This window comes from Acidobacteriaceae bacterium, assembly GCA_028283655.1.
GTDB lineage: Bacteria > Acidobacteriota > Terriglobia > Terriglobales > Acidobacteriaceae > Granulicella.
In genome coordinates, this window is the sequence record JAPWKE010000003.1 from 2269011 (window position 1) to 2292688 (window position 23678).

Consider the following 23678-nt stretch of genomic DNA (forward strand, 5'->3'; position numbering starts at 1 on the left):
TTCTCTATCGAATCCCTCTGGCCGCGTGAACCTCGTTAGCCCTTCCACAACGGTTGCCATTATCGGCGCAGGCCCCTATGGGCTCTCGCTGGCAGCGCATTTGAATGCTGCCGGTGTGCCCTGCCGCATCTTCGGCACGCCCATGAATACGTGGAAGACGCAGATGCCGGAGGAGATGAAGCTGAAGTCTGATGGCTTTGCGTCCAATCTCTTTCCCGGGCATGGTCGCGAGTACACCCTGGAGCAGTTCTGCCGCGAGCAGGAGATTCCCTACCATCCCACGCACCTGCCAGTGGCGCTCAGCACCTTTGTTCGCTACGGAGAAGAGTTCGCGCGCCGGTTTATCCCGCAACTGGAAGAGAAGCAGGTTCTGCTGCTGGCACAGGGCAGCGAGGGCTTCCTCCTCACGCTCGACAGCCAGGAGACGCTAAGTGCTCGCTTTGTCGTCATCGCCACAGGCCTCAGCGTGAATGAGCATATTCCGAAGGAGCTGGCGCCTCTGCAGCCGGAACTCGTCAGCCATACCCGGCAACACCGCCGCTTCGAGAGCTTCCTCGGCAAAGACGTTGCCGTACTGGGTCGTGGAGCCAGCGCCCTGAACGCGGCGGTACTACTGCAGAATGCGGGCGGCCGCCCCGTACTCATTACGCGCAAACGCAAGGTGCACGTCCACACACCGGCCGACGATCAGCCACGAACGCTCTATCAACGGCTACGAAAGCCGTCTTCCCCGCTAGGTCCGTCGCTGCGCTCGTTCCTCGCGTCCCGCTTCCCCCATCTCTTTCGCACACTGCCCGCGGCGCTCCGCCGCTTGCTGGTGTGGAAGCATCTTGGTCCATCCGGAGGAGTTGCGCTTCACGGCCAGCTTCATGGACGCGTAGAGATGTTGCTTGGCTGGCGTGTGCAAGAGGCCAACCGTACCCTCGACGGACGCGCCCAGGTTTCCCTCGAAAACCTGGCCACTGGAGAAATCTGCCGGAAAACCTTTGACCACGTCCTTTGCGGTACGGGTTTTCAACATGAACTTCGCAAACTGCCGTTTTTAGCAGGCGACCTCATTCCACATATCCGCATCGAAGCAGATGGAAGTCCGAAGCTTGACTCACGCTTCCAAAGTTCCATGCCGGGTCTCTTCTTTGCGGGCCCAGCAGCAGCAGCCAGCTTTGGGCCCTTGCTTCGCTTTGCGGCAGGCGCATCTTTCGCAGCAGAACAGATTTCTAAAGCACTGGCACAGCCGTAGAAGACCAGCTAACTTTATGCCCGTTGCCCTGCTCACTCTTGAACTTGCCATCGAACACGCGCATTCGCTCAAGGATCGTCGTCAGGTCGTCCGCTCTCTGAAAGACAAGCTTCGTCACGGTTTTAATGTGTCGATCGCGGAATTGGATGAGGTAACAGCATGGAATCGAGCCACAATCGGGATCGCAGCGGTGTCTTTCTCGGTACGTTATCTGGCGGGGCAGATGACCAAAGTTCAAGACGCCGCCAACCGTCTGGCTGCCGGAATGGGCTGCGAAATACTGGAAAGTTACCTGGAAATGGACGTTCCGTTCGAGTCAGAGTAACCACCCAAAACCGAAGTGTCTAAAGAAACCAGCACCAAAGTGATGCAGACCAGCACCCTTCCCAGTGCTACCCTTTTGAATCGAAGCCGTTAGATTTAGATATGCCTGAACAAAGAGCCCGACAGCACCATCGCGACCGAGTAGCCTCCACCTTTGCCGAAGAAATCACCGCCATGCTGGAGGGTGAGCTTACGGATCCACGGATCGCGCCCTGCCATGTCACCGAGGTTGTCCTTGCGCCGGGTGGCAAAAGCTGCCGCGTCTTTCTCGCCGTTGTAGGCGGAGAAGCGGAAGAGAACTCCACCCTGGACGCCATGATGACGGCCAGAAACTTCATTCGCACCGAGATCCGCGACCGCATGGGTGTTCGCCACGTTCCGGAAATCACGTTCGCGATCGATCGCTCCGAAAAAATCAACGCCCGCATGGACGAGCTGTTTGGACGGATGGAAAAGCGCCGTGCCAAGGTGGCCAAGCAGGCAAAACCAGCACTTCCCCAGGGGAAGGAAGAGGACAGCAAGCGCTCCTGATGGATAGCATTCGCACCCAATCCATAGCCGCCATTCTGGCCGCGCTCGACCAACGCGAGACGTTTCTCGTAACCTCGCATGCGCGTCCGGATGGCGATGCCATCGGGTCTTCCCTCGCCCTGATGCACCTGCTCGACTCCATGGGCAAGACGGTGTACGCCTGCTTTTCCGACCCCATCCCCCATGCGTACGAACGCGTCCCGGGCGTGAAGCGCATCCAGCGCGAACTCCCCTCCGAGCCTGTTGATTGCGCCATTCTGCTGGAGTGCGATGCCGTTCCCCGCACCGGCTACAAGGCACTGCCTGCGCGTTTTGTCATCAACGTGGACCATCACCTTTCCGGCCGTGCCTTCGCCGACCTGAACTGGATTGACCCCGAAGCTCCTGCTGTCGGCGCCATGGTGTACGAGATCGCAGTCGCCTCCGGCAAGCCGATCACCGCTGCCATGGCAACCTGCCTCTACACCGCGGTGCTTACCGATACCGGCGGCTTCCTCTACTCCAGCACCACAGCGTCCACCTTTGCGCTGGCCGAGCATCTCCTGCTAGCCGGAGCAGACGCCCACGGCGTCACCCAGTCCATCTACTTCTCCACACCGCAGAGCAAGATGCGGCTGCTGGGAAAAGTGCTGGAACGCATGAAGATTCAGAACACCGTTGCCTGGAGCTGGGTCACCCAGCAGGACATGAACGACGCCGGGGCCTCGCTTGAGGACTGCGAAGGCATCGTGAATTACCTGATTGGTATGGCCGACGTCTGCGCTGCGGTCTTCCTCCGCGAACAGCCCGAAGGCGGCGATTTCCGCCTCAGTCTGCGCAGTAAGAGCAACGTCGATGTGGCCGAAGTGGCCTCCCGCTTCTCCGGCGGCGGACACCGCAACGCCTCCGGCGGAACGGTGGCAGGGCCCCCTGGATCTGGCCGTCAGCCGCGTGGTCGGAGCCTTGGAGCAGGCCTGCGTTGCGACGGTTGGCTAACTCGTTCGGCATCCACATTTCCCTGATCTGATAGCCTAGGGTCGGCTTTCTTCGGAAATGCCCAACAGCCACCGCACGCACCAGCGGAGTTTTCCGCTGCGGCACGGGGCCGATTGCCAGAACAAATTTTGAGTTTTTACACCCAAACCGCAAGCGATGCCCACAGCGATGCGCCTGGTGGACGACGACCGCTGCTACGCGCAGTCTTTTCGCGATTGAAGCCGGCGTACCTTCGCCGGATGCTGCGTACCTCGCCCGGCCGCACTTTCTCTGAGTTCCTGATCCTGCTGCTGGTAGCGGGTTACTTCCTCTGCTTTGGCCTTGTCCCCTACATCGGTGGAGATCAGCTTGGGCTGGTCGGAGCCGATGAGCCTCGCTACGCCCAGATCGCGCGCGAGATGCTCGAGGCGCACTCCGAAGACTGCCATGAGGTGCACGCGCGGGTCATTCCGAACTCGCTGCGCCCCAGCAAGCTCCACGCCAGCTACGTCTGCCTCGTTGGCGGAACGATTACACCGATCCTCTACGGCAAGCCGTGGCTGGAGAAGCCTGCGCTCTACTACTGGCGCGCGATGGGCTTCTTCAAGGAGTTTGGTGTCTCCGACTGGTCGGCCCGCTTGCCGTCGACCTCTGTCGCAGCCGGTCTGCTCATCCTCGCCTTCCTGCATCTCCGACGATTCCGACCCGGAGGCCACCTCGACGCCGCGCTCATCATGGCCTCCGCCGTCGCCATTGTGGCTTTTGCGAGGGGCGCGTCTACGGACATGCAGTTAGCTGCACCGTTCTGTATAGGAATGCTCGGTTGGTACGCATGGTACGAAACCGGGCGAAAATTCTGGCTCTTCGATCTTTACTTCTTCAGCGCGTTTGCCACGCTGGCGAAGGGCCCGGTCGCACCGTTCATGGCGCTGTGCATCATCTGCCTCTTCCTCGGCCTGCGGCGTGAGTGGTCGGCGCTGCGCCGCACCATCTGGATCCCCGGCATCCTGCTGTATCTGGCGATGGTGCTGCCCTGGTACATCGCGGTCCAACGACGCAACCCCAGCTTCTTCCGTGAGTTCTTCCTGCAGCACAATCTGGAACGCTACACGTCGAACCTGTACCAGCATCACCAGCCGTTCTACTACTATCTGGTCGTGCTGATCCTCGGCCTGATGCCCTGGACCGCGCTCTCGTTCCGCGCTCTCGCCGACAGCTTCTCGAACTCGATCACCGAGTGGAAGGTGCGCAACAACCCGAAGCGCTACGTCGGCCACGTCCGCGCAGGCGATGCCTTCCCCGAGTTCCTGGTCCTCTGGGCGCTCTTCCCCATCGTCTTCTTCTCGTTCTCCGGCTCCAAGCTTCCGGGTTACGTGCTGCCGGCCATCCCGCCGCTGGCGATTCTTACGGGCGATTACCTCTTCCGCATCCGGCGTATTGGCATCCCGGACTGGCTGCTGCACATGCACGCTGCGTTCACGAGCATCCTGACGTTCGTCATCCTGCTCTGCCCGCAGTACATGATCTACCAGCGCATCGTGCCGCAGCCCCGCTACCTGGTCACGGCGCTCGCCGGAGCCCTCTGCGCGTACTCGCTGATCGTGATCGTGACCAAGCGCTACGGTGTGGCCCGCCTGCGCACCGTCACGCTGATCCCGCTGGCACTGCTGCTCTTCTTCCTGCTGTTTGTAAACGGCCGCCTGCTCGACCTGAACTACTCTGCCCGCCCGCTGGCGCAGCAGATCGCCGCGGCCGCACCCAACGAAACCCTCGTTGCGATCCCGGACGTAAGCGGCGCCACCGACGTTGAGCACAAAGATCCTGCGATGATGCCCTTCGGCGTACATCGCGACATCTTCTACGGCCTGGCGTTCTACCGTAATCAGCCCATCATCAGCTACTCGCAGAACGGTATCCCGACGGAGTCGCACGTTCTTGTGCTGCCACTGCGCGAAGTCGTGAACCTGCCCCAGTTGCTGCCGGACCGCGTGTATCAGCCGCTCTTCGTCTTCGAGACGCGGGGGCTGGCTGTGTACCGTGTCTATGCGGCCAACTAGCCTGCGATGCGTCGCCCGTAGATACTGCTAAGACGCATGCCTGAAGCTTCTCAACTCGAAATCCTGGACGTTCGCAGTTTCTCCGGCCCGCAGCTTGCCCCGCTGCTGCGCGATGAAGCCGCACGCTGGCAACGACGCCTGCGCTGGGATTACGTGCAGGCCATCAACCTGCTGCTCGAGTATCTGGACGGCCGCGTGCTACCCGGCTTAGTGGCGCTCCGCAAAGATAACAAGCAACTGCTCGGCTACTGCTTCTGCGTCTACGAAGGCAGCAAGGCCGTGATCGGCGACATCTACGCCTTCGGCGAGAGCGAGGCACGGAACAACCCCGTCTGCGAGACGCTGCTCGAACACATGCTGGAGATGCTGCAGAACACGCCGGGAATCGACCGCATCGAGTCCCAACTGCTGATGTTCCCGGCAGGTTCGTTCCCGCAGCAGTTCCCTGCGCGCGGCTTCCGGTCGTTCCCTCGCCTCTTCCTGCTCGCAGAGCTCAACGCGCCGGAGTTGCTGAAGCCTGCGCCACCGCTGAAGCTCTCCTCTGCGCTGCGACTCGACTCCTGGAAGCCGGAGTTCCAGAAGCAGGCTGCCGAGTTGATCCACCGCGCCTACATCGGGCACGAAGACTCGCAGATCAACGACCAGTACCAGAGCGTCTCTGGCGCAGAGCGTTTTCTGCACAACATCATCCGCTTCCCCGGCTGCGGAAACTTCGACGCGGAAAACTCGCTGGTGCTGCACGACCGCCACACGGGCACGCCGCAGGCGATCCTGCTGTGTTCGCGGATACGCTTTGACACCGCCCACATCACGCAACTTTGCGTCACGCCCTCGCTGCGCGGCTTCGGACTCGGCCATCTGCTGCTGACCCACTGCGCGCAGAACCTCCGTGAGCGCGGCCTCACCCACGCCTCACTGACCGTTACTGAAAGCAACGTAAAGGCGCGCAAGCTGTATGAAAAGCTTGGCTTTGGAATGGTCGAGAGATTCGAAGCGCAGACGTGGAACGCGGAGCAGAGACATTAGGCAGGCGAGACATTAGACAAAAAGAAGACATTAGACCGTAGAGAAAAACCTCATGGAGCGGTTCTTTTCTACGGTCTAATGTCTCCTGGTCTAATGTCTCGCCTGCTCTGTCACTACTCCACGTGGTAGTTCGGGGCTTCGCGCGTGATCACCACATCGTGCACATGCGACTCGCGAAGGCCAGCGCCGGAGATGCGGATGAACCGGGCGTTCTTCTGCAGCTCTTCGATCGTGTTGCAGCCGAGGTAGCCCATGCCTGAGCGCAGGCCGCCGACAAGCTGATAGATCATCGCTTCCAACGGTCCGCGATGCGGGACACGGCCTTCAATGCCTTCGGGAACGAACTTCGCGAGGCGGTTGCCGCCCGGAGGCCCTTCCTTCGCCGTGAGCGAAACACGCTCGCCGGTCTGCATATCGTCCTTGCCCTGAAAGTAACGTTCGCCAGAACCCTGCGCCATCGCGCTGAGCGAGCCCATACCGCGATAGGCCTTGAACGAACGGCCCTGGTACAGGATCGTTTCGCCCGGCGACTCATCCACACCCGCAAAGAGCGAACCCATCATGCAGACGCTCGCGCCCGCGGCAATTGCCTTGGTCACGTCGCCCGAGTACTTGATGCCGCCGTCAGCGATGATCGCCACGCCGTGCTTGGAAGCAGCCTTGTAGGCTTCGGCAATCGCCGTCACCTGGGGCATGCCAGCGCCTGTGACCATGCGCGTTGTGCAGATGGAACCGGGGCCGATGCCGACCTTGATCGCATCCGCACCCGCATCGATCAGCGCCATCGTTCCGTCGTAGGTCGCGACGTTGCCCGCCAGCAGGTCAACGTTCGGGAAGGCCTTCTTCACTTCACGCACAGCTTCGAGCACACGCGAAGAGTGTCCATGCGCCGAGTCAATCGCCAGAGCGTCGACGCGTGCCTCTACGAGGGCCGCAGCACGCTCGAGGAAGTCGCCCGTCGCACCGATAGCCCCGGCAACACGCAGACGGCCCTGCGCGTCCTTCGACGCATTCGGGTACTTCAGCTTCTTCTGAATGTCCTTGACCGTGATCAGGCCCTTGAGTTCGTACGCGTCGTTGACGACGAGCAGCTTCTCAACGCGGTGCTGATGCAGAATGTCTTCGGCCTGCTCCAGCGTCGTTCCAACCGGCACGGTGATTAGGTTTTCCTTCGTCATGACGTCGGCGATAGGAATGTCCGTGCGCGAAACGAAGCGGAGATCGCGATTGGTCAGGATGCCGACAAGCTTGCCGGACTTCGTGACCGGAACGCCCGAGATCTTGTAGCGGCGCATCATCTCGAGCGCGGCCGAGATAAGCTGCTCCGGCTCGATGGTGATCGGGTCGACGATCATGCCCGACTCCGAGCGCTTGACCTTGTCGATCTCAATCGCCTGCTGCTCAATCGTGAGGTTGCGATGTACCACACCCATGCCGCCCTGCTGCGCGATTGCGATCGCCAGGCGCGACTCGGTGACGGTGTCCATAGCTGCGGACATCAAAGGAGTTGTGAGGGTAATGTTCTTTGTGAGCTTCGCCTGCGTGCTCACCTGCGTCGGCACTACATCGGAATAAGCCGGTACCAGGAGGACATCGTCAAACGTAAGAGCTTCAACCACTGGAAATTCGATCATGATTGAAAGTTGATTCTAGGCCTAGACCTGCCGCTTAGCAAACGCTCTGCTCGTGTATCGTGCATCTGAAGCCAAACAATTCAACCGACGTTCATTCTGAACCATTCCGAGAGAGCTGCTCATGAAGACCATGTTGCTTGCGGCTGCCGCCGCCGTCACCACCGTCGCCCTGCCTGCCCAGACGGCCATCAAGTACCAGACGCCGCCCGCGCCGATCGAAAAGCTGGTCAGCGCCAAGCCCCTTCCGGTCGCCTCCACCTCTCCCGACCGCAAACTCCTGCTCATCGAGCAGCCAGCCACCTTCCCGACCATCGCCGAGGTCGCCGAACCGCGCCTGCGACTCGCCGGTCTGCGCTTCAACCCCGACTCCGCCAGCCCCTCGGTCGACAGCTACGTCGTCGGACTCAGCTTTCAACCGCTCGACGGCGGCCCCGCACGCAAAATCAGCGGTTTGCCCACGCCGCTGAAGGTCAGCGACATCCTCTGGGCACCGGACAGCCGCCACATAGCCATCGTTCAACGCAATGAAAAGTCCGCAAGAAGCGCCGCCGGGCTGAAGCTCTGGGTGATCGACGTCACCACCGCGGCCGCTCGTCCGCTGGCTCCGGCGATGCGCCTGAACAATGTGCTCGACAGCACACCGTGCGAGTGGCTGCCGACCAGCGCGGCGCTCGCCTGCAAGATCGTCCCCCTCGAACGCGGCCCCGCCCCCAAGCTAAGCGAAGTCCCCACCGGCCCGCACGTCAGCGAAAACCTCGGCAAGGCCACCCCCGCGCCGACGTACGAAGACATGCTCTCGACGCCGGACGACGAAGACCAATTTGCGTACTACGCGACCGCGCAACTCGCCATCATTCCGCTCACCGGCGCGGCGCATGCCTTGCCCATCAAAGGCATCCTCGACCAGCTTGCTATCTCTCCCGACGGCCGCTTCGCGCTGACCAGTATCGTGCACCGCCCGTTCAGCTACACCGTGCCGTATGAGCGCTTTCCGCTGCTCACCGAGGTCGTCACGCTGAAGACCGGCACGGTCACCAAACTCAACGACCGCCCCGTGATCGACAATCTTCCGATCGTCCGCGACACCGTTGCGCCCGGCCCGCGTGGCTATGAGTGGCGCGCCGACGCCCCCGCCACCATCGTCTTCACCGAAGCCGCCGACGGCGGCGATCCCCGCACCAAAGCCGAGATTCGTGATCGCGTAAAGATGCTCGCAGCACCCTTCACCGGCGAAGCCACGACGCTGCTCGAACTGCCGATGCGCCCCGCAGGTTACCGAGGCGGATCGATCCGCTGGGGCAACGATCACTATGCGGTCGTCTCCGTCAGCCGCTGGGCCGACCGCAAGACCGCGCTGCTGAGCTTCGACCCGTCTTCCACCGGACCGGCGAAGCTGCACACGCTGTACGAAGGCTCCTCGCAGGACCGCTACCACTCGCCGGGTGCGCCGATGCTGGTGCCGAACGCCGCGGGTAAGCGCGTGCTGGCATTCACGCCGGACGGCTCCGCACTCTACTTCGTCTCGCAGGGAGCCACCCCAAAGGGTGACCAGCCGTTCGTCGCCACCCTGCCCCTTAACGGCGGCGAGGAAACGATCCTCACACGCTCGGCCGATCCGTTCTACACCGAGCCCATCACTCTGCTCGGCGGCGACCGCCTGCTCGTTCGCCGGGAGTCGCAGAACGATCCCCCGAATTACTTCGTCACCAACCTGCGCGGACGCGTTGCTCCCATCGCCGTCACGCACTTCCCATCGCCGTACGAAGGCATCGCGCTGCCCACCCGGCAACTGCTCCGCTACAAGCGCAGCGACGGCGTCGACCTGAACGCGGTGCTGTGGACGCCGGCAGGCTACGACAAGAGCCAGGGACCGCTGCCGACGCTCATGGAAGCCTATCCGGCCGAGTTCAAGACCCGCGCGGCCGCCTCGCAGACCTCCGGCTCGACCAACCGCTTCCCGACCTTCGGCTGGGGCTCGCCCGTCTTCTTCACCCAGACCGGCTATGCCGTGCTGCAGAACACCTCGATCCCGATCATCGGCGAAGGCAAGGAGCATCCCAACGACACCTACGTCGAGCAGCTCGTCGCCAGCGCCAAGGCCGCGATCGACTACGCCAGTTCGCTGGGCGTCGTCGACCGTACCCGCGTCGGTGTGATGGGCCACAGCTACGGCGCCTTCATGACAGCCAACCTGCTGGCGCACTCCGACCTCTTCCGCGCAGGCATCGCACGCTCGGGAGCCTACAACCGCTCGCTGACCCCGTATGGCTTTCAGAACGAAGACCGCACCTACTGGCAGGCCCCGAAGGTCTACTACGAAATGTCGCCGTTCTCTTACGCGGACAAGATCAAGACGCCGATCCTGCTCATCCACGGCGAAGCAGACGACAACACCGGCACCTTTCCCATACAGAGCGAGCGTTTCTACGCTGCCCTGAAGGGCCAGGGAGCCACGGTGCGCCTCGTCTTCCTGCCGCTGGAACCGCACCACTACGGGGCCAAAGAAAGTGTCGACCACATGCTGTGGGAGATGAGCCGCTGGCTGGATACATACGTCAAGCCCAAGGAGCCTGTCACCGCAGCGAAGTAAAGCACCGTTAAGGGCAAGGGCGTAGAGCTTTCTGCTCTACGCCCTTTGCCATTCTCCTCAAGCTGTTAGAAAAGCTTGAAATCCCCCGCCGACCGGCCTACACTGGATGGAGCAGACGATTCCGTTCTGCCATTCAGCAGCCGTGAGCGTACCGGCAGATGGCGAACAGGGGTGGGCGAGAGCCCACTTTTTCTTTTGCCCTAAACACGCAGCCAAACTTCGGCCGCCTAACCGCATCACAACCCGAGTCACTCTGTATGGCACTTCCGCTCGAAACAATTCGCGCCACCGCCGAACGCGTCGCCACGTCGCACGGCCTCGATGTCGTTGAGGTCGAGTTCGCGGGCGGCGGCAAGCATCGCACACTCCGCGTCTTTCTGGAAAAAGACGAAGCCGGTCGCGCCACCCTGCGCGCACAGGCCGAAGACCCCGAACAGGCTGCGCTTCTGCCCAAGGGCATTCCGCTGGAGGCGCTCTCAGGCGTCACCCACGAGGACTGCGCCGCCTTCGCTACCGACTTCGGCACGGTGCTCGACGTCGAAGAGCTCATCCCCGGCACGACCGAGTACACGCTCGAAGTCAGCTCCCCGGGTCTGGAACGCAAGCTGCTCAAGCCCGCTGACTGGACCCGCTTTACCGGCCAGATTGTGAAGCTGCAGACGTTCACCCCGGTCGAAAGCAATCGCCACTTCACAGGCCGCCTGACGGCCTTCGAGGGCACCAACATTACGCTCGACCTTGCCGCCGTGAAGCAAAAAGGCAAGGCAAAGAAAACGCTCACCGCGCAGACGGTCACCATCGATCTGCCCAACGTCGAAAAGGCGCATCTGGTCGCCGAAATCTAATGAAAGGCAGACATCGACGAGGAGATAGTAGGCAGAACAAAGCAGCAACACTCGCCTTTCTCTAATATCTCTCCGGCCGAATGTCTAATGTCTCGCACTATGGCAAGCCCTCTTTATCAGTCCATCGAAGTTCTCTCGCGCGAAAAAGGCATCGACCCTCAGATCATCGTTACTGCGGTTGAAGATGCGATTGCGCTGGCAACACGCAAGTTCTACAAAACGACGGAAAATATGCGCGGCGAGTTCGACCGCGAAACCGGCGACATCCGCGCCTACGTCTACAAGACTGTCGTCGAGACACCCGAAGAAGTCGAAGACGCCGACAACCAGCTCACCCTGGAGCAGGCCCGCGAGATCGCGCCCGAAGTCGAAGTCGGCGGCGAACTTCGCTTCTACAAGGACACCTCCCCGCTCGGCCGCATCGCCGCGCAGATGGCCAAGCAGGTCATCTTCCAGAAGGTGCGCGAAGCTGAGCGCGACACAGTGTTCCTTGAGTACGGCGACAAGGCTGGCGAGATTCTGAATGCCACCGTCAAGCGCCTCGAGCCGATGGACGTCATCTTCGATCTCGGCAAGGCGGAGGCCCGCATGCCCAAGCGCGAGCAGTCGCGCCTGGAGCAGTTCGCCATCGGCGAGCGCGTTCGCGTCGTTCTGCTGCGTGTGGACCGCGCTGCAAAGGGCCCGCAGGTCATCGTCTCCCGCGCCGCTCCGGCGCTGGTGCAGAGCCTCTTCCAGTCCGAAGTGCCGGAAATCTACGACGGCACCGTACAGGTCCGTGCCATCGCCCGCGAAGCTGGCGAGCGCACCAAGATCGCCGTCCAGAGCCGCGACAAGGACGTCGACCCGGTCGGCGCCTGCGTCGGCATGAAGGGTATGCGCGTGCAGTCGATCATCCGCGAACTGCGCGGCGAAAAGATCGACATCATCGAGTACTCGGACGAGATCACGACCTTTGCCGAGAAGGCACTGCAGCCCGCGAAGGTTTCGCGCGTTTCAATCACCGATCTGGCGGAAAAGCAGCTTGAAGTGATCGTGGACGACACGCAGCTCTCGCTGGCGATCGGCAAGAAGGGCCAGAACGTCCGTCTCGCAGCCAAGCTGCTGAGCTGGAAGATCGACATCAAGAGCGAAGAAGAGAAGCGTCAGGAAGTCGAGCAGCAGATGCAGGCCATGAGCGGCGGTCCGTCGACGCCGATCGAACAGGTGACCGAGCTCGAGCACGGCATCATGGAGAAGCTCATCGCCGCTGGCATCACGACCGTGGAGTCCGTTGCGGACATGACCGAAGAAGAGCTCGGAGAAGTCCCGGGTATCGGCGAAAAGTCGGTCGAGAAGATCGCGACCGCTGTCCGCCACTACTTCGGCCAGTACGCAGAAGGCGAAGCTCGCCCCGTGCCGGTTCCTGCCGAGCCGACCCTCGAAGCAGGCGAAGAAGCCATCGCCGCCGCGCCCGCATCCAACGTGGGTGAGGACGAGGAGCATTCCATGAGCAAGACGCCTGAAGAGATCCTGGCTGCGGAAGGCGCAGCCGCCGGATCGGTGGAAGAAGTCGACAACCTTTCCACCGAAGAGATTGCCGATGCCGAAGATGAACTTTCGCGCTTCGATGCCAATGATTCAGCCGACGAGCGCGAAGCGCGAATCGAGCTCGACAACGACACGGTCGATCAACTCGTTGATGACGCGCAGGAGTTCTCCAGCGAAAACGTCGACAACGACGGCCCCAACCGTGATTAGTTCCACCAATTCGCGGGCGATTCGCACTTTCGAATCGCCCGCAAAAACATGCACTAACAAATTTGCAACGTTCGCGCGATAATCTAAAGAGGCGGGCGTTGTTTGTTACCAACGCCAACCCAAACTCTTCAACGACAAGGTTTCTTATGACCAGCTAGCGCCGAAGAGTCGGCCTGCGGTGACCCGCCAGGCCAAACAAGGACTGAATGAGCAAAGTTCGCATCAACGATCTGGCCCGTGAGCTTGAAGTCAAGAGCAAGTCGATTCTCGACGCCTTGACCGCCGTGGGCGTTACAGAAAAGAAGACCCACTCCTCTTCCATCGAAGAGGATGAAGCCGAGAAGGTTCGCACCCACCTTACCCGTGGATCGCGTCCTGCCGCCAAACCCGCCGCTCCGACGACGGAAAGAGGCTTCAATCTGGCGAACGTTTCCAAGCCCGGTGACGCCCTGAAGGCGATTCTGGAGCGCAAACAGGCAGCCGAAGCAGCAAAGCATGCACCTCCGCCGCGTCCTGCTGTCGCCGTTGCGCCTCCTGCACCACGTCCCGCAGTGGCTGCGCCTCCGGTGGCTCGCCCCGTTGTGGCCGTAGCTCCCCCGGCAACGCCCGTAGTGGTGAAGGCCGCTGCAGCTCCCATCGCAGCGCCGGTTGCGCCCCCTGCCGTGGTTGCTGCTCCGCCAGCACCGCCCGCAGTGGTTGCCGCACCTCCGGCTCCGGCACCCGTCGTGGCAGCTCCCGCGCCTGTAGCGTCTGCTCCGGCAACGCCCGCAGCGCCAGGTGCCCCGGCACGCCGCATCATTCTTCCGCAGCAGCGCTCGGCTGGCCCGAACATCGTGGCACCGCCCCCTGCTCCCGGCGCAAAGTACGGCATTCCGCGTCCCGCAGTGGCAGCCGCTCCGCCGGCAGCACCTGTCGTGGTGAAGCCCGCTGCAGCTCCGGTAGCACCCGTTGCGGCAGCGGTTCCCGCAGCTGCTCCTGTCGCTACTCCCGCAGCCCCTGCGGTGGAAGCTCCTGCGGCTCCGGCAGCGCCCGTCGTTCCGGCAGCTCCCGTCCGTCGCGTCATTATGCCGCAGACCGGTCCCCGTCCTACCTACACGGCAGCTCCCGGAGCTGCTGCAGCGGTGCGTCGCCCGATCTTCGAGCGTCCGCGTCCGCAGGCAGGCGGCCCTGGCGCTGGCAACTTCGCTCCCGGTCAGCGTCCTCCGCTGGCTCCCGGCGCACGTCGTCCGATGCATCCGACGCGTTCGTTCCCGGGTGGTCCCGGTGGCCCTGGCGGCCCCGGTGGTCGTCCTGGCTTCCCGCCGCGCCCCGGCTTCGGCAACCGTCCCGGATTCGGCCCACGCCCTGGCGTTGGCCCCGGTGGCCTGCTGCCCCCGGCCGATGCGGGTCCGGCACCAGGAGCACGTCCTGGCCGTCCAGCACAGCGTGGTCGCGGTGGCGCACCTCGCTACGAAAAGAACAAGGAAGTCGCTCTCAAGGGCTATCAGCCGCGCTTCGGTGCAGCTCAGATTCCCATGGGCGAAATGCCCATCACCAAGCAGATCACGGTGACCGAAGGCATCTCGGTGAAGGACCTGGCCGAGAAGCTCGACATTCGCGGTAAGGACCTGATCGCCACGCTCCTCATGCGCGGCGTCATGGTCACGGTGAACCAGTCGCTCGACGGCGAGTTGGTCAAGGACGTTGCGCGCCAGTTCGGCGCGGGCGCCACGGTCATCTCGGTCGAAGAGCAGATGGAGAACGAAGCTCTCGAGACGCTCATCGAGAACACCGAAGGCCTTATCGAAATCACGCGCGCCCCGGTCGTCACGATCATGGGACACGTCGATCACGGTAAGACCTCGCTGCTCGACGCGATTCGCTCGACGGACGTGGCAGCTGGTGAAGCCGGCGGCATCACGCAGCACATCGGTGCGTACAAGGTGCACGTCACCAAGCCCGATTCGCCTGCGTTCGGCCGTGAGATCGTCTTCCTCGATACCCCGGGTCACGAAGCGTTTACCCGTATGCGTGCTCGTGGTGCGAAGATCACCGACATCGTCGTTGTGGTCGTCGCTGCCGATGACGGCGTGATGCCCCAGACGCTCGAAGCTATCGATCACGCGCGCGCCGCCAAGGTGCCGATGATTGTGGCCGTGAACAAGATCGATAAGCCGGAAGCAGACCCCTCCAAGGTGATGCAGCAGCTTGCCGCTCGCGGCGTCCAGGCAACCAGCATGGGCGGCGACATCGAGTTCGTCGAAGTTTCGGCAAAGAAGCGCCTGAACCTCGATGGCCTGGAGGAGATGATCTGCCTCGTTGCCGATACGAACGAGCAGAAGGCCACGCCGGACCGCCCCGCGGTCGGTACGGTCATCGAAGCCAAGCTCGATCGTGGTCGCGGCGCAGTCGCTTCCATCCTCGTGCAGAACGGTACGCTCAAGTCGGGTGACAGCTTCATCGTCGGCAACACGTTCGGCAAGATCCGCGCGATGTTTGACGATCGTGGACGTCCCATCAGTGAAGCCGGTCCTTCGACCCCGGTCGAAATCCTCGGCCTCGAGTCGATTCCGGACGCTGGCGATACGTTCCTCGTCATGGCCGATCGTGACCGTGCGAAGGAAATCGCCAAGTACCGCAGCATGAAGGAACGCGAAGCGATGCTCGCCAAGAGCTCGCGAGTCTCCCTCGAAGGCCTTGCCGAACAGATCAAGCAGGCTGGCGTCAAGGACCTCAACCTCATCCTCAAGGGCGACGTGCAGGGCTCGGTGGAAGTACTCGCCGACAGCCTCAGCCGCATGTCCACCGAGAAGGTGCGCGTCAAGGTGCTGCACTCCGGCGTCGGTGCCATCACCGAGTCCGATGTGCTGCTCGCGACGGCGTCGAATGCCATCATCATTGGCTTCAACGTTCGCCCGGAGCGCAAGGCACAGGACCTCGCCGATCAGGAAAAGGTCGAAATTCGTCTGCACTCGATCATCTACGAGTTGCAGGACGAGATGACCAAGGCCATGCTCGGCTTGCTCGATGCGGTCTACAAGGAGAACTACGAAGGCCGCGCTGAAGTGCTCAACGTCTTCAAGATCACGAAGGTTGGTCAGATCGCCGGTTCTATCGTCCGCGACGGCCTCATCAAGCGCGACATGGGCGTACGCGTCCTGCGCGGTGGCGAGGAAGTCTGGAAGGGCAAGTTCGCCTCACTCAAGCGCTTCAAGGACGACGTCTCAGAAGTCCGCTCGGGTGTGGAGTGCGGTATCGATCTCGCTGGCTTCAAGGAGATCAAGGTCGGCGACATCATCGAGGCGTACACCACCGAGAAGATGGCTGCCGAGCTTGGACAGAACGTTGCCGAACTCAAGAAGCAGCAGATGGCCGAACTCGCCAAGGCGAAGGAAGCCGAGAACGAAGCAAAGGCAGCAGCGAACGTATAGTTCACTTCCCTGCTCCAAACGTAAAAGGCCGCGACTCATGTCGCGGCCTTTTACGTTTGGCTAGAGTTACCAGCACATGAAAAAATAACAGACGCCTAAACCGCAGCATCCGGCTACTATAGCCGTAAGTTTTCAGGAGGCCATGTTGCGCATTTTACGTCTCGCTATTCTTACTACGCTGAGTATTGCTCTTGCAGCCAAAGCTCAGGACGCGACACAAACCCCGTTGCGTTTCCTATCGGACCAACCTCTCCCCTTGACGATCACAAACGGCAGCATTCAACCCTTCGGAGATACCTCACAAATTCTTGCAGAAGCAACAGCTCCTAAAGGAAGTGACATTTCTTCAGCTGAGTTCTACCTAGTTCAGTACCATGGCGATCAGGTGCTGGGCGGTGAGGGTTGGGTAGAGTCTAGCCCCACTTTTATTAGTCATCAGACAAAGCTCGCATTTCACAATGGAGACTCCGCCTTCCTCATCGTAGTGAGTGTGAAGACACCAAATCGCACATTCGCTCTATCCAAAAGTGATCTTGGAACGTACATCGCACACACCATTCATGGCGAGATAGCAGAGCAGCCAGCGGTGCTGATTTCAAATGTGTACTCTCCCAATCCGACACAGAGCTTAAGGCACAAGTAATTTCTGTTCGGATGCACTCAACAATGCGAAGGGCGCTTCTGAAGTTCAGGGATATCTTCCTTCAACTGCAACGCCTCGACGCAGAGCTATGGGTTCACATGCAAGGGAAACACCCCATCCCAGCCATCGCCTGAAACAAATTAGTATCTCCTTCCTGCCTTTACATTCAGTATTACTGACAGAAAAAACGAAAACGCCGCGATTGCTCGCAGCGTTTTCGTTTATATCTTCGACAACAACTAGCGCACATCGCCAGCGATATCAGGATCAGCCGGAATCTTCTCCAGCAGCGCATGGTGCACGACACCACCCAGAACGCCGCCAAGGATCGGGGCCACCCAGAACAGCCACAACTGGCTAAGTGCCCAGCCGCCAGCGAAGATCGCAACGCCGGTGCTGCGAGCGGGGTTCACTGAGGTGTTCGTGACCGGGATGCTGATCAGGTGGATCAGCGTCAACCCCAGGCCGATCGCGATCGGAGCAAAGCCCTTCGGGGCGCGGTCATGGGTTGCACCGAGAATAATGACGAGGAAGGCGAAGGTCATAACGACCTCGCACACAAAACCAGCCATCATCGAATAGTGATCCGGCGAGTGAGCGCCGTAGCCGTTCGACGCAAAGCCTGCATGAACGTCGAAGCCAGCCTTTCCGCTCGCGATCACATACAGAATCGCTGCGCCAGCCGTTCCGCCAAGCACCTGAGCGACAACGTACGCGGGAACGTCCTTCCACTGAAAGCGGTTCGCCGACGCCAGGCCAAAAGTGACGGCCGGGTTCAGGTGGCATCCCGAGATATGTCCGATGGCATACGCCATCGTGAGCACGGTCAAACCAAACGCCAGCGCCACGCCAACAAACCCAATCCCAAGCTGGGGATACGCCGCCGCCAGCACAGCGCTCCCGCAGCCACCGAGCACGAGCCAGCCCGTACCCAAAAACTCTGCAAATAATTTCTTTCCCATGGCAATCGCCCTTCTTACAAAAATAGAAATGCGCGCTTCGCCCAGGAGTAGGACAAGACGCGCTTCTGATGTTGGCCCGAGAACTAGCTGGGACAATACACTCTCGGCCCACGAATTGATATCAAAATATCAACCCCAAAGATGCGTTCGGTCAGGGAGTACCATGCAGTCAGGAGCCTTTTTACCTTGCCACTTTCCCGCCGCGACTGTCTGACCTGCATTGCCCGCGGCCCGGATTGCTTCTGCCATCTGCCCACCGAAGCTCTGCGCGATCTACAGACGCTTGGCCGCGTGGTCAGGCTTAGCCGTGGCCAGCAGTTGCTGCACGAAGGCGACCCTGCCGACCAGGTCTACATGGTCTGCGAAGGCCACCTGAAGCTCTACGCCTCCTCTCCTGACGGCAAAGTGCTGCTGCTACGCATGGCACAACCCGGCGACGTACTCGGGCTGGCCTCTGCCCTGCGCAACACCCGGCAAAAGCTTACCGTCGAAGCGCTCGACCAGTGCGAAGTGAAGTCTGTACGCCGCAACGACTTTCTGCGCTTTGCCGAGCGATATCGCGAGGTCGGCCAGAACACAGCCACCGCCGCGGCGAAGGAGTACGAGACCGCGCTCGTCAGCGCACGACGACTGGCGCTCTCCGGCTCGGCAGCCGCAAAACTCGCGAGCCTGCTGGTCGAGCTTGCAGAGCTGAACCTCGGAGCCGAGAAGCAAAAGAGTGTGGAGATTCCCATGCCGCTCACGCACGAGGAGCTTGGCTCCATGTGCGGCATCTCTCGCGAGACGGTTACGCGAACCCTGACGAAGTTTGCAGCCGCAGGTCTCGTCGAACAGGCTGTCGGTCGCATCGTCGTAAAAGACCTCGCTGGTCTTGAAGCCGAATTCAACTAAAACAAAAAGATCTCAGAGAGAATCGAGGGCGCGATCTCGCATCGCGCCCTCGATCTTCGTTAGGAAGCAACGAAGCGAGGATCAGGCTGCGGGGCAACCTCGTAGTCATACGCTTCGTGCTCGATGATTGGAACCACGGCGAAGTTCTCTGTCGGCGGCGGCGAAGTGACCGTCCACTCCAGGCCATACGCTCCCCACGGATTGTTGCCAGCGATCGGCCCCCGGTAGTACGACCAGCCGAGATAGATCATCGTCAGCAGATAGCCGCCCCCCATCACCGTTGCACCAGCGGTCGAGAACACATTCAGCGCCTGCCACTCCGGCGGATACATCGCATAGCGGCGCGGCATCCCCATGTAGCCCAGGATGAACTGCGGGCCGAAGGTGAAGAAGAAGCCGACGAAGATCGTCACCGCCGCGACCTTCGCGGGCAGTTCCGGATACATACGCCCGGTGATCTTGGGCCACCAAAAATGGAGCCCCCCGAGGTAACCCATGATCACCGAGCCGACCATCACGAAATGGAAGTGCGCCACCACGAAGTACGTCTCAGTGAGGTGGACATCCATACCCAGCGAGCCAAGGAAGACGCCCGTGCAGCCACCGATCACAAACAGACCGAGGAAGCACATGGCATAAATCATTGGCGCGGTGAACGTGATGGAACCCTTATAAAGCGTTGCGGTCCAGTTAAAAACCTTGATCGCCGACGGCACGGCAACCAGCATCGTCAGCAACGAAAACACTAGCGCCGAATACTGACTGACGCCCATGATGAACATGTGGTGCTCCCACACGAAGAAGCCGAACAAGCAGATGGCCACCGACGAGAACGCCACCGCGGTATAGCCAAAGATCCGCTTGCGCGTGAAGCACGCAATGATCTCCGACATCACACCCATCGACGGCAGCAGCATCACGTACACCGCCGGGTGCGAGTAGAACCAGAAGAGATGCTGAAACAGCAGCGGATCGCCACCCATCTTCGGGTCGAAGATACCGATGCCGATCAGACGCTCAAGCGCCACCAGCACGATCGCAATCGCCACAACCGGCGTGCCCAGCACCATGATGATCGACGCCGAGTAATTCGCCCAGCAGAAGAGCGGCATCCGGAACCACGTCATACCCGGCGCGCGCATACGGTGGATCGTCACGATAAAGTTCAGGCCGGTAAAGATCGACGAGAAGCCAGCAACAAATGCCGCGAGGCCCGCAGAGATCACGTTCGTGTTGATGAACTTCGTGCTCAGCGGCGCGGTGAACGTCCAGCCCGTATCCACGCCGCCCATGATCACGGTGTACAGAAGGATCAAGCCAGCGGTGAGGAAGCAGTACCAACTCAGCAGGTTGATGCGCGGGAACGCAAGGTCTCGCGCGCCCAGCATCAGCGGTAGAAGGAAGTTACCCAGCACCGCAGGGACAGCAGGGATGAGCACGAAAAAGATCATCACCACGCCATGCATGGTGAAGACCTTGTTGTACGTATCCATCGACATCAGGTCTGCGTTGGGAGTCAGCAGTTCCAGCCGAAGAAAGAACGCCAGCAGTCCGCCGACCACGAAGAAGAACGTGACGCCCATCAGGTAGAGCAACGCGATACGCTTGTGATCCTGCGTCAGAAGCCAGCTTTTGATGCCGCGCGACGCGTTCAGATAATTATGTTCAGGCAGACGATCAAGAGGCTGTTGGACGGGGGCTATCGCAGCTGTACTCACAGAGACACACTCCTTGCATACGCACCGAAGGCAGGCAGCACCGCAGACGCCAGCGCCTGCATGGCCTGCTCAGCCACCGCGAGCACGATCATCGGCGGGCAGGCTTCCGACGTTCCATACCCGGGGCAAGGCGCGTCCTTCGGACACACCACAGCCTTGCGCAGAGCGTTGGGGCAGCCAGGGCAGGAGTTCTTGCAAGCGGACTTTTTCTGCAGGATGGTAAACATCGTTCTTTCCTCGATTGTTCTGAGGATCGCGCCGTTTGCATTCCTGCGCGGTGACGGCCATCACACGCTTTGTCACGGTTATGTCAGCGAGGCAAAAACGCGAGATACTGAGCAGGCTATGGATTTGAATGCTCTGCAGGCTGCGCTCAGGGAACAGAAGCTCGATGGCTGGCTGTTCTACGATCACCACCACCGCGACCCCATCGCCTACCGCATCCTCGGGCTCGACGAAAAGAGCTTCGTCTCGCGGCGCTGGTTCTACTTCGTGCCGGCCTACGGCGAGCCGAAGAAGCTCGTCCATCGCATCGAGTCGGGCAAGCTCGACGCGCTGCCCGGCATGAAGGAGCAGTACTCGTCCTGGCAGGAGCTTGAAGCGAAGCTTGCAGCCCTGCTTGGCGGCTCGCGTACCGTGGCGATGCAGTACTCGCCGCGCAACGCGATCATGTACGTCTCGATGGTCGACGCAGGCACGGTGGAACTCGTGCGCTCCTTCGGCAAGGACGTGCGCTCCTCCGCCGACCTCGTCAGCATCTTCGAAGCTGTCCTCAGCGAAGAGCAGATCGCCACCCACTACGTTGCACAACAAAAGCTCGATAGCATCCTGCAGGCGACATGGAAGCACATCGGCACCGAGGTTCGTGCGGGCCGCGCTATCGGTGAGATGGACGTCGTAAACCTTCTGCTTGCAGGCATGGAGCGCGAAGGCCTCTGGACCGACCATGGTCCCAACTGCTCGGCAGGGCCTAACTCTGCAGACTCGCACTATGAGCCGACCGCTGAAAGCTCGCGACAGATCCAGCGCGGAGACTTCGTCCTCATCGACGTCTGGGCCAAGCTCGCCAGCGACCCGAAATCGGTCTGGTACGACATCACCTGGACCGGCGTCGTCGACCGTGAACCCACCGAGCGCGAGCAGCTGATCTTCAGCACCGTGCGCGACGCGCGCGACGCCGCCATCAACGCCGTCGAGGCTGCGTACGCAGCAGGCACCGCCATCGCAGGCTGGCAGGCCGACGACGCGGCACGTAACGTCATCCGCAACGCTGGCTTCGGGGAGTGGTTCACGCATCGCACCGGCCACAACATCGCAGTGGAACTGCACGGCAACGGAGCACACCTCGACAACCTGGAGACGCACGACGAGCGTCTGCTGCTGCCCAACACCTGCTTCTCCGTCGAGCCCGGCATCTACTTCCCCGGCGAGTTCGGCGTACGCAGCGAGGTGAACATGATGACGCGCCCCGGCAAAGCCGAAGTCACCGGCCCTCGCCAGACAGAACTCGTCCGCATCTGATGCGGCTCAACTGCTAGAATCACACCGATGGCCACTGCGGATTCCAAACAGATCGCCCAGCGTATTCCCGGCGAGAAGTCTTCCCTTCCAACGCTCGCGTTGCTTGCCGGATGGATCGTACCCGGCGCCGGACACCTCGTGGTGGGCAAGCCCATCCGCGCGGCGCTGCTCTTCGTCTCCATCCTCGGCATGTTCCTCACGGGACTCGCGCTGGCGGGCAAGATCTACTCTCCCGGCACGGGCGACATTCTCGACATGCTCTGCTTCGCGGGACAGCTTGGCATGGGCCTGCTCTATGCGCTGGCCAAAGGCCTGGGCTGGGGCGCGACCTCTGCCATCAACACGATGGCCGACTACGGCAGCAAGTTCCTCGTCTGCGCTGGTCTGCTGAACCTGATCGCCGCCGTCGACGCCTACTCGCTGGCTAACGGAAGGAAGGCTTCGTAAACACATGCTGAGCCACTTCTCCGCTGTCCTGCTCTTCGCGCTCTTCACCTCGGTTGTCTTTGGCATCACACAACGTTCGCAGCCCAAGATGATGATCCGCTTCGGCGCTTACTGCTTTATCCTGTTTACCGGCGCGGTCATCCTCGGTAGCTGGATCATGTTCGCGATCAAACGCTAACTCGACTTCGAAGAAAAGCAAAGGGCATGGCTTCTGCCATGCCCTTCGTGCGTCTTCTTCAAAACGCCATGCTCTACGGAGTCGAGCTCGATGAGCCAAAGCTCGATCCAGAGCCAAAACTCGACCCTGATCCAAACGCAGAGCCCGTCGATCCTGTCGCCCCCGTAGATCCAGAGTCCCCTGTCAAACCAGAGCTACTGCCCAGCCCTGTCGCCGACTGCGAACTCATGCCGCCGCCCAGGATGCTGACCTTCTGCTTCAGCAGTTCAATGCGCGGGTCATACCAGAACTCCCACGTCTCGTAGGTGTCCTGCCCGTTCGGCGTCAGAATCGACGATCCGCTGCGCGACGTGCCGACACCGACGATGATGCCGCCCGTCCCGTCGCCAAACATACCTGTTCCCGAACTGCCCGATGCTCCACTGGCTCCAGTAGATCCCGTCGAGCCGGACGTTCCACCGATCGTCGCCTGATCAAAGCCGCCCGCAAGACCGCCCGCGCTGATCGTGGTGGACGAGGTACCGCCCACCGGGGAAGAAATTCCCGCAGCCGACCCCATCCCGCCGCCACCGCCCGCGATGCCCGTAAGCTCCTTGCCAAAGAAGCCCTTGATCGTCGTCTTCTGCTCGCCCTGGTGGATCAGCCGCCAATCGTCTTTGCCCGTCAGCGGATCAACGTACTTCTGCCGCAGGTAGCGCACGTTGTTGGTGTTTTCCAGCACCTTGATCGACGCCGGATAGGTATTGTTCTTGCGGTAATAAAGCTGGATCGCGCGCACGTACTCATTGGCACGGTGCACACTTTCTACTTCCTTATCGCGGCGCAGGTCCTTGGCAATAATCGGTGCAGCCACCGAAAGCGCAATCAAAATCACAGCCGCCATCACGATCACCGCCAGCAGCATGAACCCGGCTTCAGGGTTCGAAGCTGTGGATGCGGTAGCGTGTTGGCGATCGTGATGAGCCATGGC

20 protein-coding genes are annotated in these 23678 nt (G+C 61.2%); 15 read left to right on the forward strand and 5 right to left on the reverse strand.

Annotated elements, in window-relative coordinates; genetic code table 11:
* Window positions 1–25: 25 nt before the first annotated feature.
* The 6 genes from PW792_12575 (at window position 26) to PW792_12600 (ending at window position 6132) form a co-directional block, all read left to right on the forward strand.
* On the forward strand, window positions 26–1240 hold the full coding sequence (locus PW792_12575) for an NAD(P)-binding domain-containing protein (protein MDE1162766.1): 1215 nt from the start codon (window positions 26–28) through the stop codon (window positions 1238–1240).
* A 16-nt stretch (window positions 1241–1256) separates the two neighbouring features.
* Entirely contained in the window at window positions 1257–1565 is a 309-nt protein-coding gene (locus PW792_12580; GenBank protein MDE1162767.1) for a DUF503 domain-containing protein, read from the forward strand.
* A gap of 101 nt (window positions 1566–1666) precedes the next feature.
* Window positions 1667–2095, forward strand: a complete 429-nt coding sequence (gene rbfA, locus PW792_12585; protein MDE1162768.1) for a 30S ribosome-binding factor RbfA — start codon at window positions 1667–1669, stop codon at window positions 2093–2095.
* Window positions 2095–3096 carry a bifunctional oligoribonuclease/PAP phosphatase NrnA gene (locus PW792_12590; GenBank protein MDE1162769.1) on the forward strand — a complete coding sequence of 334 codons (1002 nt, stop codon included), beginning with the start codon at window positions 2095–2097 and terminating at the stop codon, window positions 3094–3096. The genes rbfA and PW792_12590 overlap by 1 nt, the downstream gene beginning before the upstream one ends.
* Window positions 3097–3309: 213 nt before the next feature.
* Window positions 3310–5106 carry a glycosyltransferase family 39 protein gene (locus PW792_12595; protein MDE1162770.1) on the forward strand — a complete coding sequence of 599 codons (1797 nt, stop codon included), beginning with the start codon at window positions 3310–3312 and terminating at the stop codon, window positions 5104–5106.
* Between the two features lie 36 nt (window positions 5107–5142).
* Entirely contained in the window at window positions 5143–6132 is a 990-nt protein-coding gene (locus tag PW792_12600) for a GNAT family N-acetyltransferase (GenBank protein ID MDE1162771.1), read from the forward strand.
* Between the two features lie 113 nt (window positions 6133–6245).
* Here the strand turns inward: PW792_12600 and guaB are convergent, their stop codons facing one another.
* A complete protein-coding gene (gene guaB / locus PW792_12605; protein ID MDE1162772.1) occupies window positions 6246–7766 on the reverse strand; it encodes an IMP dehydrogenase in 1521 nt (506 codons plus the stop codon).
* A gap of 121 nt (window positions 7767–7887) precedes the next feature.
* On the opposite strand from guaB, the gene PW792_12610 reads away from it, so the two are divergent.
* The 5 genes from PW792_12610 (at window position 7888) to PW792_12630 (ending at window position 16991) form a co-directional block, all read left to right on the forward strand.
* Window positions 7888–10356, forward strand: a complete 2469-nt coding sequence (locus tag PW792_12610; GenBank protein ID MDE1162773.1) for a prolyl oligopeptidase family serine peptidase — start codon at window positions 7888–7890, stop codon at window positions 10354–10356.
* A gap of 257 nt (window positions 10357–10613) precedes the next feature.
* Entirely contained in the window at window positions 10614–11201 is a 588-nt protein-coding gene (locus PW792_12615) for a ribosome maturation factor RimP (GenBank protein MDE1162774.1), read from the forward strand.
* Between the two features lie 99 nt (window positions 11202–11300).
* Window positions 11301–12938, forward strand: a complete 1638-nt coding sequence (gene nusA / locus PW792_12620) for a transcription termination factor NusA (protein ID MDE1162775.1) — start codon at window positions 11301–11303, stop codon at window positions 12936–12938.
* Between the two features lie 206 nt (window positions 12939–13144).
* Window positions 13145–16348: a translation initiation factor IF-2 gene (gene infB / locus PW792_12625; protein MDE1162776.1), complete on the forward strand. Its 3204-nt coding sequence runs from the start codon at window positions 13145–13147 to the stop codon at window positions 16346–16348.
* A gap of 142 nt (window positions 16349–16490) precedes the next feature.
* Window positions 16491–16991 (forward strand): hypothetical protein, encoded by a 501-nt coding sequence (locus tag PW792_12630; protein MDE1162777.1) that lies wholly within the window; start codon window positions 16491–16493, stop codon window positions 16989–16991.
* A gap of 239 nt (window positions 16992–17230) precedes the next feature.
* Here the strand turns inward: PW792_12630 and aqpZ are convergent, their stop codons facing one another.
* Window positions 17231–17953, reverse strand: coding sequence for an aquaporin Z (gene aqpZ, locus PW792_12635; protein ID MDE1162778.1), 723 nt, complete (start codon window positions 17951–17953; stop codon window positions 17231–17233).
* A gap of 186 nt (window positions 17954–18139) precedes the next feature.
* On the opposite strand from aqpZ, the gene PW792_12640 reads away from it, so the two are divergent.
* Window positions 18140–18844: a Crp/Fnr family transcriptional regulator gene (locus PW792_12640; protein MDE1162779.1), complete on the forward strand. Its 705-nt coding sequence runs from the start codon at window positions 18140–18142 to the stop codon at window positions 18842–18844.
* A gap of 59 nt (window positions 18845–18903) precedes the next feature.
* On the opposite strand, the gene PW792_12645 is transcribed toward PW792_12640, so the two are convergent.
* Window positions 18904–20562, reverse strand: coding sequence for a cbb3-type cytochrome c oxidase subunit I (locus PW792_12645; protein ID MDE1162780.1), 1659 nt, complete (start codon window positions 20560–20562; stop codon window positions 18904–18906).
* Window positions 20559–20789, reverse strand: a complete 231-nt coding sequence (locus tag PW792_12650) for a hypothetical protein (protein ID MDE1162781.1) — start codon at window positions 20787–20789, stop codon at window positions 20559–20561. Before PW792_12650 ends, PW792_12645 begins: the two co-directional genes overlap by 4 nt.
* Window positions 20790–20907: 118 nt before the next feature.
* Between PW792_12650 and PW792_12655 the strand changes: the two genes are divergently transcribed.
* The 3 genes from PW792_12655 to PW792_12665 are packed head-to-tail and all read left to right on the forward strand — an operon-like array spanning window position 20908 to window position 22708.
* Entirely contained in the window at window positions 20908–22083 is a 1176-nt protein-coding gene (locus PW792_12655) for a M24 family metallopeptidase (GenBank protein MDE1162782.1), read from the forward strand.
* Between the two features lie 27 nt (window positions 22084–22110).
* The gene (locus PW792_12660) at window positions 22111–22530 is read left to right on the forward strand and encodes a hypothetical protein (GenBank protein MDE1162783.1); all 420 of its coding nucleotides are present in this window, start codon (window positions 22111–22113) and stop codon (window positions 22528–22530) included.
* A 4-nt stretch (window positions 22531–22534) separates the two neighbouring features.
* Window positions 22535–22708 carry a hypothetical protein gene (locus PW792_12665; protein MDE1162784.1) on the forward strand — a complete coding sequence of 58 codons (174 nt, stop codon included), beginning with the start codon at window positions 22535–22537 and terminating at the stop codon, window positions 22706–22708.
* Window positions 22709–22781: 73 nt separating this feature from the next.
* Here PW792_12665 and PW792_12670 read toward each other — a convergent pair whose 3' ends face one another.
* Window positions 22782–23675 carry a type II secretion system protein gene (locus PW792_12670; GenBank protein ID MDE1162785.1) on the reverse strand — a complete coding sequence of 298 codons (894 nt, stop codon included), beginning with the start codon at window positions 23673–23675 and terminating at the stop codon, window positions 22782–22784.
* Window positions 23676–23678: the final 3 nt, after the last annotated feature.